16 protein-coding genes are annotated in these 15289 nt (G+C 40.9%); 10 read left to right on the top strand and 6 right to left on the bottom strand.

Annotated features, from left to right (window positions below; translation table 11 throughout):
- Nucleotides 1–81: 81 nt before the first annotated feature.
- Nucleotides 82–1092, bottom strand: a complete 1011-nt coding sequence (locus ACEWB7_RS11505) for an NAD-dependent epimerase/dehydratase family protein (protein ID WP_034706304.1) — start codon at nucleotides 1090–1092, stop codon at nucleotides 82–84.
- 69 nt (nucleotides 1093–1161) lie between these two features.
- Here ACEWB7_RS11505 and tusD point away from each other — a divergent pair, with 69 nt between their 5' ends.
- From tusD to ACEWB7_RS11485, 4 genes are read left to right on the top strand one after another with little or no spacing between them, the layout of a single operon-like run.
- A complete protein-coding gene (gene tusD / locus ACEWB7_RS11500) occupies nucleotides 1162–1530 on the top strand; it encodes a sulfurtransferase complex subunit TusD (RefSeq protein WP_004785936.1) in 369 nt (122 codons plus the stop codon).
- 44 nt (nucleotides 1531–1574) lie between these two features.
- The gene (locus ACEWB7_RS11495) at nucleotides 1575–1925 is read left to right on the top strand and encodes a hypothetical protein (RefSeq protein WP_005235449.1); all 351 of its coding nucleotides are present in this window, start codon (nucleotides 1575–1577) and stop codon (nucleotides 1923–1925) included.
- Between the two features lie 17 nt (nucleotides 1926–1942).
- Nucleotides 1943–2227 (top strand): DsrH/TusB family sulfur metabolism protein, encoded by a 285-nt coding sequence (locus ACEWB7_RS11490; protein WP_004785940.1) that lies wholly within the window; start codon nucleotides 1943–1945, stop codon nucleotides 2225–2227.
- A 14-nt stretch (nucleotides 2228–2241) separates the two neighbouring features.
- Entirely contained in the window at nucleotides 2242–2553 is a 312-nt protein-coding gene (locus ACEWB7_RS11485; protein ID WP_034705617.1) for a TusE/DsrC/DsvC family sulfur relay protein, read from the top strand.
- A 109-nt stretch (nucleotides 2554–2662) separates the two neighbouring features.
- Here the strand turns inward: ACEWB7_RS11485 and ACEWB7_RS11480 are convergent, their stop codons facing one another.
- The 3 genes from ACEWB7_RS11480 to ybaK form a co-directional block, all read right to left on the bottom strand.
- Entirely contained in the window at nucleotides 2663–3145 is a 483-nt protein-coding gene (locus ACEWB7_RS11480; RefSeq protein ID WP_034705619.1) for a hypothetical protein, read from the bottom strand.
- Nucleotides 3146–3209: 64 nt separating this feature from the next.
- On the bottom strand, nucleotides 3210–4463 hold the full coding sequence (locus ACEWB7_RS11475; RefSeq protein WP_034705621.1) for a YncE family protein: 1254 nt from the start codon (nucleotides 4461–4463) through the stop codon (nucleotides 3210–3212).
- Nucleotides 4464–4672: 209 nt separating this feature from the next.
- On the bottom strand, nucleotides 4673–5140 hold the full coding sequence (gene ybaK / locus ACEWB7_RS11470) for a Cys-tRNA(Pro) deacylase (protein WP_159122961.1): 468 nt from the start codon (nucleotides 5138–5140) through the stop codon (nucleotides 4673–4675).
- A gap of 1032 nt (nucleotides 5141–6172) precedes the next feature.
- Between ybaK and aroQ the strand changes: the two genes are divergently transcribed.
- Genes aroQ through accC form a run of 3 tightly spaced genes read left to right on the top strand, consistent with a single transcriptional unit; the run spans nucleotide 6173 to nucleotide 8450 of the window.
- Nucleotides 6173–6628: a type II 3-dehydroquinate dehydratase gene (gene aroQ, locus ACEWB7_RS11465; protein ID WP_004785950.1), complete on the top strand. Its 456-nt coding sequence runs from the start codon at nucleotides 6173–6175 to the stop codon at nucleotides 6626–6628.
- Between the two features lie 16 nt (nucleotides 6629–6644).
- Nucleotides 6645–7061 (top strand): acetyl-CoA carboxylase biotin carboxyl carrier protein, encoded by a 417-nt coding sequence (gene accB, locus ACEWB7_RS11460; protein WP_004785952.1) that lies wholly within the window; start codon nucleotides 6645–6647, stop codon nucleotides 7059–7061.
- 18 nt (nucleotides 7062–7079) lie between these two features.
- On the top strand, nucleotides 7080–8450 hold the full coding sequence (accC, locus tag ACEWB7_RS11455; protein ID WP_034705768.1) for an acetyl-CoA carboxylase biotin carboxylase subunit: 1371 nt from the start codon (nucleotides 7080–7082) through the stop codon (nucleotides 8448–8450).
- A gap of 63 nt (nucleotides 8451–8513) precedes the next feature.
- Here the strand turns inward: accC and ACEWB7_RS11450 are convergent, their stop codons facing one another.
- Nucleotides 8514–8960, bottom strand: coding sequence for a hypothetical protein (locus ACEWB7_RS11450; RefSeq protein ID WP_312317548.1), 447 nt, complete (start codon nucleotides 8958–8960; stop codon nucleotides 8514–8516).
- Nucleotides 8961–9285: 325 nt separating this feature from the next.
- Between ACEWB7_RS11450 and ACEWB7_RS11445 the strand changes: the two genes are divergently transcribed.
- Both ACEWB7_RS11445 and ACEWB7_RS11440 read left to right on the top strand, forming a co-directional pair.
- The gene (locus ACEWB7_RS11445) at nucleotides 9286–10716 is read left to right on the top strand and encodes a diguanylate cyclase (RefSeq protein WP_034705764.1); all 1431 of its coding nucleotides are present in this window, start codon (nucleotides 9286–9288) and stop codon (nucleotides 10714–10716) included.
- Between the two features lie 49 nt (nucleotides 10717–10765).
- Nucleotides 10766–12256 (top strand): amidase, encoded by a 1491-nt coding sequence (locus tag ACEWB7_RS11440; RefSeq protein WP_262737584.1) that lies wholly within the window; start codon nucleotides 10766–10768, stop codon nucleotides 12254–12256.
- A 15-nt stretch (nucleotides 12257–12271) separates the two neighbouring features.
- Here ACEWB7_RS11440 and ACEWB7_RS11435 read toward each other — a convergent pair whose 3' ends face one another.
- Nucleotides 12272–13438, bottom strand: a complete 1167-nt coding sequence (locus tag ACEWB7_RS11435; RefSeq protein ID WP_034705760.1) for an MFS transporter — start codon at nucleotides 13436–13438, stop codon at nucleotides 12272–12274.
- Between the two features lie 1559 nt (nucleotides 13439–14997).
- On the opposite strand from ACEWB7_RS11435, the gene ACEWB7_RS11430 reads away from it, so the two are divergent.
- The coding region (locus ACEWB7_RS11430) for a helix-turn-helix domain-containing protein (RefSeq protein ID WP_411580783.1) at nucleotides 14998–15289 on the top strand (292 nt) is incomplete at its 3' end.

Below are 15289 nucleotides of genomic sequence, written 5' to 3'. Positions count from 1 at the left end.
CTGTACTCTATTCATCTTAATGAGTTTGATTAATTTTGAAAATGATAATTATTATCAATAATTAACTTATAGGATTCTTAATCACTGCCCTCTTAACGTATTCTGATAGAACAGCCATTCATCCTCTAACATTTTCCTTAAGGTATAGCGTGGCTGCCAATGTAACAACTGTTGGGCTTTATCCGTATTAGCACCCAGTTGATCCATTTCAGCATGCGGATATGGCAAAGCATCTACTGTAGGAACAGCGGATTGGGTGACTTCTGCAACCTGATCCAGCAAAGTCTGCATTGAGATCAGCTCTCCAGCGATATTAAAGGCTTCGCAAGTCCATTGTTGCTGTTGAGACAGCCAATGTAGCGACTTGAATACCGCATCACAGACATCCATCACATGTAGAAAACTACGTTCTACTGTATAGTCTTCGGTCTTGGCCTGACGGCGCAATTCCAGATATTCACGCTGCTTCGCACCCACCTGCATGGCCAGAGGCACAATATTCTTTGGTAAAGGTGGCACCCATTCACCTAAAATGCCATTTTCAAAAGCACCCGCGACATTGGAAAGACGTAACATCGCAATACGCCATTCATTATCCGTCTTGGCAGTATCCCGGATGATTTCTTCCACCATCTGCTGTGATTTAATATAAGGATTTGGATAAGTGTAATTGAAAGCCTGATCTTCTTTTAAATCCGTTCCGGAATGGCCATATACAGCCAATGAAGATAAATGTACCAGATTTCGCACTCCGGTACGCTGCATGGCACGCATCAAGCTCATGATACAGCTGACATTATCATTATAATATTCAAGTGGTTTTAAAACTGATTCTTCTAATGATTTAAAGCTGGCAGTATGAATGACAGCCTGTACTGAATTCTGTTCAAAAACTTTATTTAATGCTGGAGTGTTACGGATATCAATTTTGACAAAAGGCACATAGCGGCCGGAAATAAATTCAAGGCGTTCTAAGGTCTGTAGACTGGCATTGGCCAGATTATCGACCACAATGACCTCTAGTCCTTGTGCCATCAGACTTAAAGCAATATGTGAGCCTAAAAAGCCTAAACCACCCGTCACTAAAATCATTGTATACTACCTACTTTCTTTGTAGCCAAGATCATCATCCCGCGTTGATCAAGCCTGTAGTGAATTTCGATGAGCACCTTAATTCTTGTTACCTCCGCACCGACTTCTATTTATGCCTGGCATGCGCTTGGACTCGCCCAAGCTTTACAACATAAACAGGAAGCTTTCCGTGTATTTTTCTATCAAGATGGTGTGTCGGTCGCAAATGCATTGCAATGGGTGCCCGACGACCAGCGTCATCTCACACGTTCCTGGCAGGATCTGAATATCCGCTTACCTGTTTGTGTCAGTGCAGCCTTAGCGCGTGGGATTACAGATCAGGAAAATGCTCAACGTCACAATATTCAGCAACATAATCTTGCTGATGGTTTTGAATTGGTCGGTCTAGGCGAGCTTGCTGATGCTGTTCAGTCCTCACAACGTCTAATTCAATTCTAGATGCTTCATTTTTCAGGATGTGTTGCTTTTAAAAGGAATCTTGTGTGAAATCTGTACTTGTTATATTAACTCAAGCCAACCTGAACAGCTTGCAGGTGCATGAAAGTCTGTCTGCCACGATGGTACTGGCGACCTTCGGCGCTGAAGTTAAAGTATTACTCCAAGGCGCAGCCTTGAGTCTTTTACGTTCTGAGCTTCAGTTTGACCAGCTGAAACATGCCTTTAAACTGGCTTCAAATCTGGTGGATAGTTTCGAATTTTATGACCTGACCCCTATTCTGGTTGAACAGAAAAATCAGGACTCTCCTTTTGTAAAGCAAAGCGAACAGGAGATTGAGTTGATTGAACTCAATTCAGAATTCGTTCAAAAATTTGATCACGTATTGTATTGGTAAGGACAAAGGATAAATAAATGTCAGATCAAACCCTTTACCTGATCCAGTCAGATTATGCAGCGACGGCGTCAGTCCTTGATCAGTTAGCACAGCTCCATGCTTCAGATGATCAGGTGGTCCTGATGGGAGAATCTGTGCTGTATCTGGACCATGCTTTCGTACAGCAACTGCCGCAAGTTTATATCCTAAGAAATGATGCAGAAATTCTGATCTCACCTTTATCGGAAAATGTTGCTTTACTCGACTACTCCGAATTTGCAGATCTATGTCTGAAATTTAGTCGCTGCATCTCAATGAAATAATCCATGAGTCAAATATGAATCTAGAACTGGACCAAGATGGTCATTTAGTCGATTACACCATCTGGAATGAAGACGTTGCCCAAGTACTGGCAGATACACTGGAACTTCAACTTACTCCTTGGCATTTTGAAGTGCTACAGGCAGTCCGTCAATTTTATCAGCAGTTTGGGCATTCTCCTGCAACCCGTCCGTTAATTAAGTTTTTGATGAAGACAGTCAACCCGGAAATTAACAATGCCTTATTACAGGAAAAGTTTAATACAGGTCTGGTGGCACGCCATTTAAGCCGACTGGCTGGTATCCCGAAACCGGCGAACTGCTTATAAGTTTTAATCTAAAATATGAATGAAGAAAAAGCCCGTTTTAACGGGCTTTTTCTTATTAAGCTTATCTATGATCTGTATTCACAACTAAATAAAGCTTTAAACCGGAAGATTAAAAACTTTTCTGATCCAATGCATTTAAGGCTTGATCAAGCTGTGGAGAGATTTCAGGCAGAACTTTCTGCAAAAATTTTATTTGAGCTCTCGCCTCTTCCGGAGCAACGACCCGGGCATTCACCAGATTCTGCTGCTGTACCAGCAAACGATCTAGCTGGCGATAGTCTGGCTTTTCACCTTGACTTAAGCCATTCATCATTTGGGTAAAATCCAGATAAAGCTGGTCTCTCTGTTGTAATAAGACCTGCTGTTCGGAATCCACTTCCGAGTGTCTAGCCGTTCTTGCCGGTACAGGTGGTTTAGAAATTAAACTGGAAGTAATCAGTGACTTTGCTGGAAAAGTCATCTGATCATCAGGTTTCAGTATATTGAACTCTGCCTTATAGATATCCTTATGAACCTGATAAGCAATCCCAACCAGAATACCGGTTAATAACATTCCCGCCAGCAGATATAAAGTAAGTGTTTTGTTCCTCATATATGCCACCTACAATGCTTAGAGCAACGTTCATAACACATTGCTCTTTTTAAGCCATTATTTGCTACGGCGTAGACCAGTCTGCTGGAGCATAACCGATCCGGACACGCTGTGGATGATTGCCTACAGGTACACTGGTCACTTTATTGCCTGTCGCGAAATCAATTACGGTCACCACATCCGTTTCACTTTCTGAAATAATGCAGCTACGGCCATCCGGACTTCGGGTAGCCCAGTATGGCTTACCTGCAGGAATCAATTTTCCGGCAGTCAGACTCTGACGGTCGACAATGGTGGCGTAATTATCCATCGTGCCCGCAACACAGAGCTTCTCACCATCAGCACTGATCGATAAACCATGATGGCGGGAATCATTCACCCATTTGGTACGATCTTTGGGAATGCTATCGCTACCTGGCAACTGCCCAATACGGGTCACTTTATTCTGGTTTAAGTCATACTCAATCAAACCATTAAAAAATGATACCTGAGCATAGAGTTTACTTTCATCCTTGCTAAAGACCATCGGCCGCACTGAATTAGATAAATCTTTTCGACCAAACGCATCCAATGCCGGTCTAAAGTCAATTTTCTTAAGCACCTGATGGGTATTGGCATCTGCAATGGTGATATAGCGTTTACCCTTGGTGAAATCCTGCCACTGCGCATCAAGAGAGGTTTCTACATTACCAATGGCCGAGTTCAGAATTTTTCTGCCATTATCAAAGTAGATATTTTCATGCGGTTTATCACCCGTCGCAAATCGACCAAGTTCCTTACCAGTATGAATATCCAGTACATGCACCACATTTCCGGAAGATGCGGAAACCGCGACACGCTGGCCATCTGGTGAAACTGCCATATGATCCGCGCGGAAGCCTTCAACTGGAGTACGCCAGTTAATTTTGCCTGTCTTGATGTTGATAGAGACCACATCGGCAAAACTTGGACGGGATGCGACCACTGACTGTCCATCTGGCGTGGAATACATATCGTCGACCAGCTGATCATTACCTTCACCCGCAGTAGCTTGAATATAGGTATAGGCAATCAGTTTAATGGGATTGAGGTGAATCTCTTTCAGACGCTCCTTACGATCAGGAATCATGTTGATCACACCAACCTTGCCAAAGTCACCTGAAGATCGAATCACTGTAACTGTTCCATCCCAGTTATTACCCACAAAGAAAACTTGCTGGGAATTGGGCGGTTGAGGCAAGGTAGACGAATCTGCCTGTGCAGTTGAAAAGACTGAGAGCATGGCCATCGCGGACAAGCTCATACAGAACCGTGATAATCGTTTTTTCTGGATTTCCATGCGGTATTCTCCATATTTTCTATTTTATTGTTTTTATCTTTGTTCAATCCACAGTCAGGCCGTGGATCTCAATCATCCACTATACAATGAAGAAAAAACCATGCTGAATTTTCCGACAGAATAGAAAGATAAGAATCCAGAAAAGTTGAAGCGTCCATTGATATGAACGCTTCTCAGTAAGATAGTTTTATTGAAAAATGCTTTGAACTTTAGACATCTAATACATCAACGAATTGAGCATCTAGAACCTTAGCTAGGTCCGCAGGTTTTAAACCAATATCCAGACCGCGTTTACCCCCACTGACATAGATTTTATTCAGCTGTTCTGCAGATGCATCAATGACAGTTTTCAGGCGTTTTTTCTGCCCAACCGGACTAATCCCACCGACAAGATAACCGGTTAGACGTTCTGCCTGTTTGGGATCAGCCATTTGTAGCTTTTTACAACCAAAGGCTGATGCTACTTTTTTCAGGTTTAACTGATGGTTGACTGGAAGAACTGCTACAAAATACTGCTTCTCATCTGTGACCAATAAGGTTTTAAATACTTCTTCTACTGCCAGCCCTAACTTTTCTGCCGCTTCCAGACCAAAGCTTTTGGCATTGGCATCATGTTCATATTCGTGAATGCTATATTCAATTTTTTGAGATTTTAATAATTTGCATGCAGGTGTCATAACAGCTTCGATAGTATTTTGACGGGATCTTCATTATAGCTTATCAAGTCTGCTTGGGTTTTATTCTGTGATTCTGAATAGCTTATATAATCAATATGTGTTCAAAATACAATTCAGATACCATTAGCTTTTAATCCAGAATATCTATTCATATTGCACTTTAACTGAACTTAACTATCCCATTTATCATTGTAATTCCGCATACCATCTTGTTCTTAAGCTTAAAAATTCATCATTTAAAAACTTAGGCAATATTCAGATGAATAACAACGCCTATACATGAAGTGCCATTTTGCCAATGTTATTGAGCGAACATAAAGAATTACAAATAAAGGTAAGCTTTAGAAAATTGAGCACATTCGTCAATATTAGATGAGGCCAGTAAAAGATTAATGAAGAATCATAAGTTTTTAATTTTACTTTTACGGCCAGTATCATTTAGCCAATGTTCAGTAGCAATGAGCCTATCTCTTTTTGCAGAAAAATAATGTGTGACTTGCTTTACTAGCGACATAAAACCCATTTAATACTAAACTTCACTTCATACCATTTATCAAATAACTTTTTGATTTTTATTCCAAGTTTGATATTTTAGTTTGCATAATAACGAATAGAATAAAATTTTGATTCATCCAAAAATATACTGAAAACCTAGTCTTTTAATGATCACCACAATTTTTGATATGAGCAGAGACTTCGAGTAATAATTTTTTTTTGACAAGCCATTGCCGAATAAACACTCAATTTAAAAGAATTATGAATAAACATTGAGGTCTAACTTACACAGCATAAATGTAACAATTCAGCCAATTCATCTAAAATATAAAAATGATGTAAAAGACGAAGATTTGGTAGTTTTGAACATTGCTAAATGCTTGCAAAGTTTTCATTATATGGCCACTGCGTGGTACATGCTTTTCTATGTCAATTCAAAGAAATTATAAAAATAATGTAGGAATTCATGCCATAATAGGCGAAGTTTGTAGACATCTTGCAAACCTATCCTGAAACTTTTTAACTGGAGCACCATAGATGACTTCGACCATTTTGGTTATTCATGGACCGAATTTAAATTTGCTAGGAAAGCGCGAACCCGAAGTTTATGGTTATTTAACTCTAGAAGATATTAATCAGCAGCTCACTGCTCAGGCTGAAAAAGCTACTTTACAACTTGACACTTTCCAGAGCAACTGGGAAGGCGCAATTGTTGACCGAATTCATCAAGCCCAACAAGACGGCGTGCAATATATCATTATTAATCCTGCTGCCCTGACACATACCTCAGTTGCAGTTCGTGATGCACTTCTTGGCGTGGCAATCCCGTTTATTGAAGTCCACCTGTCTAACGTCCATGCACGTGAGGCATTCCGACATCATTCATATCTATCCGATAAAGCTATTGGCGTGATCTGTGGTCTAGGTGCAAAAGGCTATGCTGCCGCACTCGACTATGTCATTGAAAAAATACAATCTTCTAAACAATCTTAATTAGGAATACTGTCTCATGGATATCCGTAAAATCAAGAAGCTCATCGATTTGATGATTGAATCTGACTTACAGGCGATTGAAGTTAAGGAAGGTGATCAGTCGATTGCTCTGACTCGTCGTAATCCAGTAGTTGCAGCAGCTGTTCCTGCAATGCCTGCACCTGCAGCTGACGTCCCTGCAGCTAAATCTCCTCGTGGTGCAGTTGAAAAATCTCCAATGGTTGGCGTGTTCTATGCGGCTCCAAGCCCAGGCGAAGCACCTTTTGTAAAAATTGGCCAAACTGTTTCTGCTGGCGAAACACTGGGTATCATTGAAGCAATGAAAATCATGAACCCGATTGAAGCAACTCAAAGCGGCGTGATTGAAGAAATTCTGGTGAAAAATGGTGAAGTGATTCAGTTTGGTCAGCCACTTTTCCGTTACCGCGCCTAATCACTTCGGGGATTCATAATGTTGCAAAAAGTTTTAATTGCAAACCGAGGTGAGATCGCCTTGCGCATCGCCCGAGCTTGCAAAACTTTAGGAATTAAAACCGTCGGTGTCTATTCAGACGCTGACAAAGACCTGATGCACTTACGCTTCTGTGACGAAGCCGTGTGTATTGGTCCTGGCGCAAGTAGCGACAGTTACCTGAATATTCCAGCCCTGATTACAGCTGCTGAAATCACCAGCGCAGATGCCATCCACCCTGGTTATGGCTTCCTGTCTGAAAATGCTGAATTTGCTGAAATCGTAGAAAGCTCTGGTTTTATCTTCATTGGTCCACGTCCAGAACATATTCGCCTGATGGGGAACAAGGTTTCTGCGATTATTGCCATGAAAAAAGCGGGTGTACCAACTGTACCTGGCTGTGATCATGCGGTGACGATTCACAATGCGCTTGCTGAAGCCAAAGAAATTGGTTTCCCGCTCATCGTGAAAGCGGCTTCCGGTGGTGGTGGTCGTGGTATGCGTATCGTAGAACGTGTGGATACCCTGCTTGAATCAGTACAAGCTGCGCAGCGTGATGCTGAAATGTGGTTTGGCGATGACACGGTTTATATGGAACGTTTCCTGCAAAAACCGCGTCACGTCGAAGTACAGGTTCTAGGCGACGGTAATGGTCATGCGATCCACCTGTATGACCGTGACTGTTCTTTACAGCGTCGTCACCAGAAAGTACTTGAAGAAGCGCCAGCGCCTAACCTGCCAGAACAGGCTCGTACTGACATTCTTGAGGCCTGTGTCAATGCTTGTAAATTGATGCAATATCGTGGTGCCGGTACATTTGAGTTCCTGTTTGAAGAAGGCGAATTCTTCTTTATCGAAATGAACACCCGTGTTCAGGTAGAACACCCTGTGACTGAAATGGTCACCGGTATCGACATCATTGAACAGCAGTTACGTATTGCGGCTGGCTTAGGTCTGGATATCCAGCAAGAAGATGTACGTGTTCAAGGTCATGCGATCGAATGCCGTATCAATGCAGAAGATCCATCGAACTTTATGCCATCTCCAGGCAAAATCGAGACTTTCTATGCGCCAGGCGGTGCAGGTATCCGTTTAGACTCTCATATCTATCCAGGTTACAGCATCCCGCCATATTATGATTCTATGATTGCCAAGCTAATTGCCCATGGTAAAGACCGTAAAACTGCAATAGCACGCATGAAGCAGGCCTTGGATGAAATGATTCTGACAGGTGTGAAAACCAATATCCCATTACACAAAGATCTGATTCTTCAGGATGAAAATTTCTGTGAACAGGCGATGGATATTCACTATCTGGAAAAACATTTGTTGAAGCAGCTTGAAGGTGCTGAAGACAAAGAAAAAGCTTGATCCAGTAATTGATCTAATAAAAAAACCGCTGAATTCAGCGGTTTTTTTATATCTAGCCTTCAATCAAGGCAAAATGCGTCGAAGCACAGCAAAACATTGTTCTGCTTTTTCATTGGCACAGAAATTAATGGTATTGGAATTCTGCCACTTCACAAAATACTGCGAAATCTCACCTGACTGATCTACCAGATTGCCGGAACAGTCTTTTTCATTATTGTCGTATTTAACCTGCATAATCAGCGCTGGAATCTGTGCAGCAGGATCTTGTGAAGGCTGATAGTCATACAGCCCTGTGGTCCATTCTGAACCGCTTTTAATCACTACGTTGTTATTGCCTTTAAAATTATAGTATTCAACACATTTCTTATTATCTGGAATTTCCATTCCCCATAGCCCGACAATTTCAGGACGGGTATTAATGGTAAAGGTATTCGGAACTTCGATAGGTTTCGCAATACTATTTGCAGCTTGATTATTATTTTCTGTTGCCATTAGCCAAGATGAGCTCATGAGCAAGACAAGGCTAAGACAGGTTTTTTTCATATTCACAGGCTTCGTTTCAATCCTAATAATTAATTTTAACTTATCATATTTTTCGGGATCATATTCTGCTCTGCATCAGTTTAAATACCGAAATAAAACAAATTTTTATCATTATAGTTTAAAAACATGGATTTCCTTTTTTAATTTTTTTGTATATATTTCGTATACAAACGTATGTTGATAACGTAAGTAAAAACAGATTATTCCAAGAATAAAGTTGTACTTTTGGGTAAAAAGAATTTCCCAAACAAAGTGATATTTCACAAATAAAAATTAGATACAGGACTTAGATTTGCGAATACCTCGAATCACAGACCAGAACTTGAATCCTGAAACATATGCCTACTTGGTCATTCTTTTCATTATTTTAGTGACTTGTTTGATTGGCATTATGACCAGAACACAGGATTATTTAGCCATACTCTGGCCTGCCAATGCTGCCTTGCTGGCCATGTTCTTACGCTTCCCCCGTTTAAACAATATGGGCGGGTGGCTAGGTGCTTTCTGTGCGTTCATGTTTGCCGATCTGGCGACAGGTAATAATCTATTACAAAGCCTGTTTCTAACACTTGCGAACCTGATCAGTACGATTGTATCGCTATTTTTTATCCGATATTTCCAGATCAATTATAAGTATTACAATACTGGCTTTACTTTCGTGCATATGTTTGGCATCTGTGCATTCGCAGGATGCCTGGCCAGTGCAGTTTTTGCCGTTGCGACCTTACCCAATCTTCCCCATTCCTTTATGACCAAGGAAAATTTATGGATTGATTTTGGGCTGTGGTGGACAGGCGAAATGGTAAATTACATTATTGTCCTGCCGCTTTTTCTGGCCTTTCCTAGAACCAAAGATCTCAAGTATTTATTTAAAAACCGCAGAAAGAAGCAGAATTCTTTTAGTTATCTGCTGCCAGCAGGTACGGTAATCCTGTGTATTATCCTGAGTAATATTTTTGTCGGTCCAGGTGCCCTGCTTTATCCTTTAGCAGCTTTAATCTGGGCAGCTCTGACCTATCGCATCTTTACGATTGCAATTATTAATGCCTTTGTAATCATTCTGATGTATTACAGCCTGACCCAGTTCTATGCCACTACACATGATACGCTGGCAGACTCAACTATTTATATCTCATTAAGGATCGGACTGTTTATGCTGGCATTGTCGCCGCTGATCCTGTGTATTATCAGTCAGAACCGTAACGACCTATTTAAACGGGTATTGTACTTGGCCAATCATGATAGTCTGACGCGGACCATGAACCGGCATTTTTTCTTCCAGAAAGGTGAATATTTACTGCAACATTCCAAGAGTGTGCAGTTTTCCCTGATTATGTTGGATATCGACCATTTCAAACGTTTAAATGATCATTTTGGTCATCATGTGGGCGATAAAGTACTGCAACATTTTGCTGAAATCATCCGTTCCAATTTACGTGCCCAAGATCTGTTTGCGCGTATTGGTGGTGAGGAATTTGTGATTTTACTTTGGGATACTAAACCTTCTAAAGCCCAGTTTATTGCCGAACGTATTCGTGAACTGGTAGCTAAAACGCCGATGTATCAACCTGATGGATCACCTTTATCGATTACTGTGAGTCTCGGGATTACGCATCAACATGCCCCGCTTTCTCAGGATTTACAGCAACTGATCAATACCGCGGATCAGGCCTTATATCAAGCCAAACACTTGGGACGTAATCAGGTGGTGCTTGCATCCTGAACTGAAACCCTCTACAACCTTATAACAATATCAACGCTAGGGAATGCAGATGAAATTTGAAGAATACTTACAATACGATGGATTAGGACTGGCTGAACTGGTTAAAAATAAACAGGTGCATTCAAGTGAACTTTTATCAGTTGCCTTAGAACGCAGTGCAAATATTAATCCTGAAATCAATGCCATTATTATTCCCATGCATGAGCATGCCTTGCAGCGTACCCAGCAAAAACTGTCTGGCCCCTTTGCTGGAGTTCCATTTCTGGTCAAAGACCTGTTTCAGGAATATGCAGGTTATCCGACGTCTTATGGATGTCAGGGTTTAAAGCGTATCGGGTATATCGCTGAAACCAATACCGAGATTGTTAATCGTTGGGAACAGGCAGGTATTGTGACCTTTGGCCGTACCAACACCCCTGAATTCGGAATTAAAGGCATTACAGAGCCAGATGCCTGGGGAAGTTGTAAAAACCCGTGGAATTTAAGACATAACAGTGGTGGCTCGTCAGGCGGTTCTGCTTCTGCTGTGGCAGCCGGCATTGTGCCAATTGCCGGTGCAGGTGATGGTGGTGGCTCAATTCGTATTCCGGCTTCCTACTGTGGTCTGTTTGGTTTAAAACCAAGCCGTGGACGTACGCCGTGGGGACCGCAAATGAGTGAGGCAATGCACGGTGCTGCCATTCAACATGTACTCACCAAAACTGTTCGGGATAGTGCGGCAATGCTGGATGCCACCCATGGTGAAGATCGCAGTTCACTGTTTACGATTCAACGTCCGCATACACATTATCTGGAAGTGATTCAGCAACCACCAAAAAAATTAAAAATCGCATTTAATACGCGTTCCAGCATTGATACGCCTGTTTCTCAAGATGCTATTAAAGCGGTAGAACAAACTGCCCGTTTACTGGAATCTTTGGGTCATGAAGTCGTTGAGGATCAACCGCAGATTGATGGCATGCAACTGGCTAAAGATTTTATTACGACGTGGTTTAGCCAGTTTTCTTATATGCTGGACGAAATCCAGAAAGACTATCCATCCAGATCAGGCGATTTTGAACTGGATTCTCTGGCGCTAGCTGCTTTTGGTGCCAAAACGACGGCAATTGAATATATCCAAAATCTGACCAACTGGGGACAATATGTGACCCAGATGAATCATTTCTTTGATGATTATGATCTCTACCTGACACCAGCCACGGCCACTGTTGCACCCAAAAATGGCGAAGTCAAGACACCAAACTGGCAGAAGCCGATTCTTAAAGCTTTATTAAAAATGAATAAGGCACATTTATTGGCACAAGGTAAGCTGGTCGACCAGATTGTGAAAGAAAACCTAAAATGGGTGCCATTCACTCAGTTAGCCAATATTACCGGCCTTCCAGCAATGTCCGTACCGCTTTACTGGAATGAAGATAACTTACCTTTGGGTTCACAATTTATTGCACCATTTGCCCGTGAAGATTTACTGTTGCAACTGGCCGCTCAATTAGAACAGGCTCAGCCCTGGTTTAATCAATATTCCAAAATCCGCGTTTAATTGTTCGATGGTATTTTAAATCTGCTTTTGTAATTCGACCTTGTTGGGTAAGCCAAATACCAGCAACAGGCCCAGCAAGGTCGACAGCGCAGCAGCAATAAAGATTGATGTTCCACCGACCTGATCCCAATAACGACCGGCAAGAATACTCCCACTCGCCACGCCTAAGCCCCACATGGTGCTATACAGTGCCTGTCCACGGCCTTGCTGTCCAGCCGAGAAGTTCTGGAAAATAACCCGCATGGCAATCATATGAAATAAGCCAAAACTCAGGGCATGAATGGTCTGGGCAAAAAACTGTGCCAGAAATAACGATGGAAATAGGCCTACAGTCAGCCATCTTAAACCGGTCATTAACAGGCATAGCATCACCAGATGACGCCATGACCAGCGTGTTAGAAAAAATGTAGCGTAGGCAAACATAATGATTTCAGCAATAACCCCAACCGACCAGAGTAATCCGATCTGACTGGTACTGAATCCATTCTGGCTGAGATAGTTACTATAAAAACTATAAAATGGCGCATGTGAAAACAGCATGATCAGTTCAATCAGGAAAAAACTGTATACCACCGGACGCTTGAAGATCGGCCATAAAGCTTCGAGTTTTTTCTGTGCTGTCGGTGCTGCTGTTGGTTCTTTAATCGTGAAAGACCAGAGAAAAGCCAGGAATGAGATACAGAGCAATAAGACTGGTAGCATACTAATGCTGACAATCTCAAAAATAGCACCTAAACCAAATACGCCAATAATAAATCCAATAGATCCCCACTTACGGACTTTGCCATAGAGCTCTGCCCTTTTCTCACCCAACCAGAATAAAGTCACGCCTTCAAACTGAGCCAAAATTGCATTTTGAAAGAAACTGAAAATCAGCATGAGCAAAGCGACTGACTGAAAACTATTTGGAATGATAAATATCATGAACCAGATACAGGCTTCCATCCAAGTAGCTATACGCACCAGCAACATGCGTTTCCCGGATTTGTCTGCAATCCATCCCCAAATAAATGGCGCAAAAAATCGGGTGACAATCGCAATCGAAGATAAAATCCCAATTTCCTGATAATTAAAGCCTTGATCCTCTAGATACAGACTCCAGAAAGGCATGAATGCGCCCACAATCGCATAATAAAAAAAGTAGAAAAAACTGAGTCTGTAATGAATAGCTAGAGATTGCATCAAACTAGATACTCTTTCATTTCTGATAACTTAAAATAAATATAAGTTGCGTTTAGTTGCATTGAATGGGTCTCGGTTGAGTCTAGTTAATCTATAAGCTAATCATCTATAGATTCTTCAAAGCTCTTTAACTAATTTTAGAAAAGTTAGATTTTAACTTAATACATTAGCTAAATTCTTAATTTATTCTTTTAGTTCAATCATGAGCTTATCAATCGTAATCATTTGATGGTTCTAAGAATTAAAATGACTGAGGTTCTGACATTTAGACAGCTTAACGTTACAAAATCTGAGCCTTATTTAGCTTGTACTTTGTCTATCATGGGCTCACCAATAAGAAAAGAAAAACCCCTCAACATTTAGAATGTAAGAGGTTTAGTTTGCCGTAATACGTTCGGCTATGATTTTAACTTTGCTTTAAACTCAACCCATCCATTGACTTGGGTGATAGTTAGGTCGATAGCTGAGTATTGATAGTAGTGCTCCACCTCAACAAGAGTTTTAGCGCTCATCTCCTTTCGTGCCTCTTTGAATTCAAAATATGGGTTATTAAAATTAATAACATTAGAATTGATAACTGATATTAAGTAATCAGTTGTGTGAATACATTGTATGTGTGCTCATAACCAGCCCGTTAAGTCAAAATTCAAACCAATTATTAGCCTATTATTATTGAAAAATCAAATAGTATAAAATACTTAACTCATTGATAATAAAAAAATTTATCATTCTAAATTAAACTTTTTTTAAACAATCCCTGCATTCTTTCTTGCCGTCGCTAATCTCAGTCGCACCATGTAGGCAGAATAAGCAGAATAGTAATCGGAGCATACTTTTTTCCAGACAAAAAATAACCCGCTTAACCTGGGGAAGTTAAGCGGGTAGGCTTCTTTAACACGTCGTTATAGTTTTTAGCTAGTTCATCATTATTCATGGAGCACCTTTAAAGTAGCACTTATATAGTGCAGCAATAGTATAAGAAGCATTACTGAATGGTGGGTGCTGGTTGGCTTTGGGTTAAATTTGATTATTTGTTAGACAGGAATTACACTATTTAATTATTTTTGTGTTCTGGTCGCCGTATAAAGTTTATCAGGCAACAAAAAAGCTCTTATTTCTATGGACTTTAAAAACTCGGAAAGAAATCGAATAAATATTTAATGAATGTGAACCTGTCATTAATATCAGGTACGTCAAATACCCATAAAGTTTTAGTTTGTGATCTATATTTAAATCTTACTGCTGATACCTTAGTTGTCACTGACGCATCTTCACCGAGATGTTCAGCAATTAACTTTAGATTTTCTGATAGAAATCGTGATTTATTTATTGTTCTAGATTTTGTGGGCTCGAAAGTCGCTAAAATTTCATCATATACCCAATTAAGAAAACTTAGATCTATCGCTTTATATTTATTCATAAGGTGCATCAATCTATTTAAAAGACTGTGAAGATTCTTTATAACATTTCATTAGATCTCTTTCATAAATCAAAAAACGATCTTCTTTTTGGTTAATATTTGCACTCCGGATTTCTTGGCATTTGTGCATAATCTGCGGATGAAATACATCGATTCAAACAAGCTTTCTGATCCTCAGTTCAAGCGATACACAGGCATCTCATGGTCAACTTTCTATTTGATGGTTGAGCAATTGCAGAAGCATGTCTCTGCCAAAGGCAGACCGCCCAAGTTAAGCCTGGAGGATCAGGTTCTGCTCTGTCTGAGCTATTGGCGGGAATACCGAACCTTATTTCACGTTGCGACGAGCTACGGGGTTTCAGAGCCCACAGCCTCAAGAATTGTCCGTCATGTTGAAGACTGCCTGATTCGGTCCAATCTGTTTAATTTAC

The sequence above is a fragment of the Acinetobacter sp. NIOH-H-8 genome (genome assembly GCF_046635365.1).
In the GTDB taxonomy this organism is placed as follows: domain Bacteria; phylum Pseudomonadota; class Gammaproteobacteria; order Pseudomonadales; family Moraxellaceae; genus Acinetobacter.
Note: the sequence above shows the minus strand (reverse complement) of the source record. Positions and strands in the feature narration are given on the sequence as shown.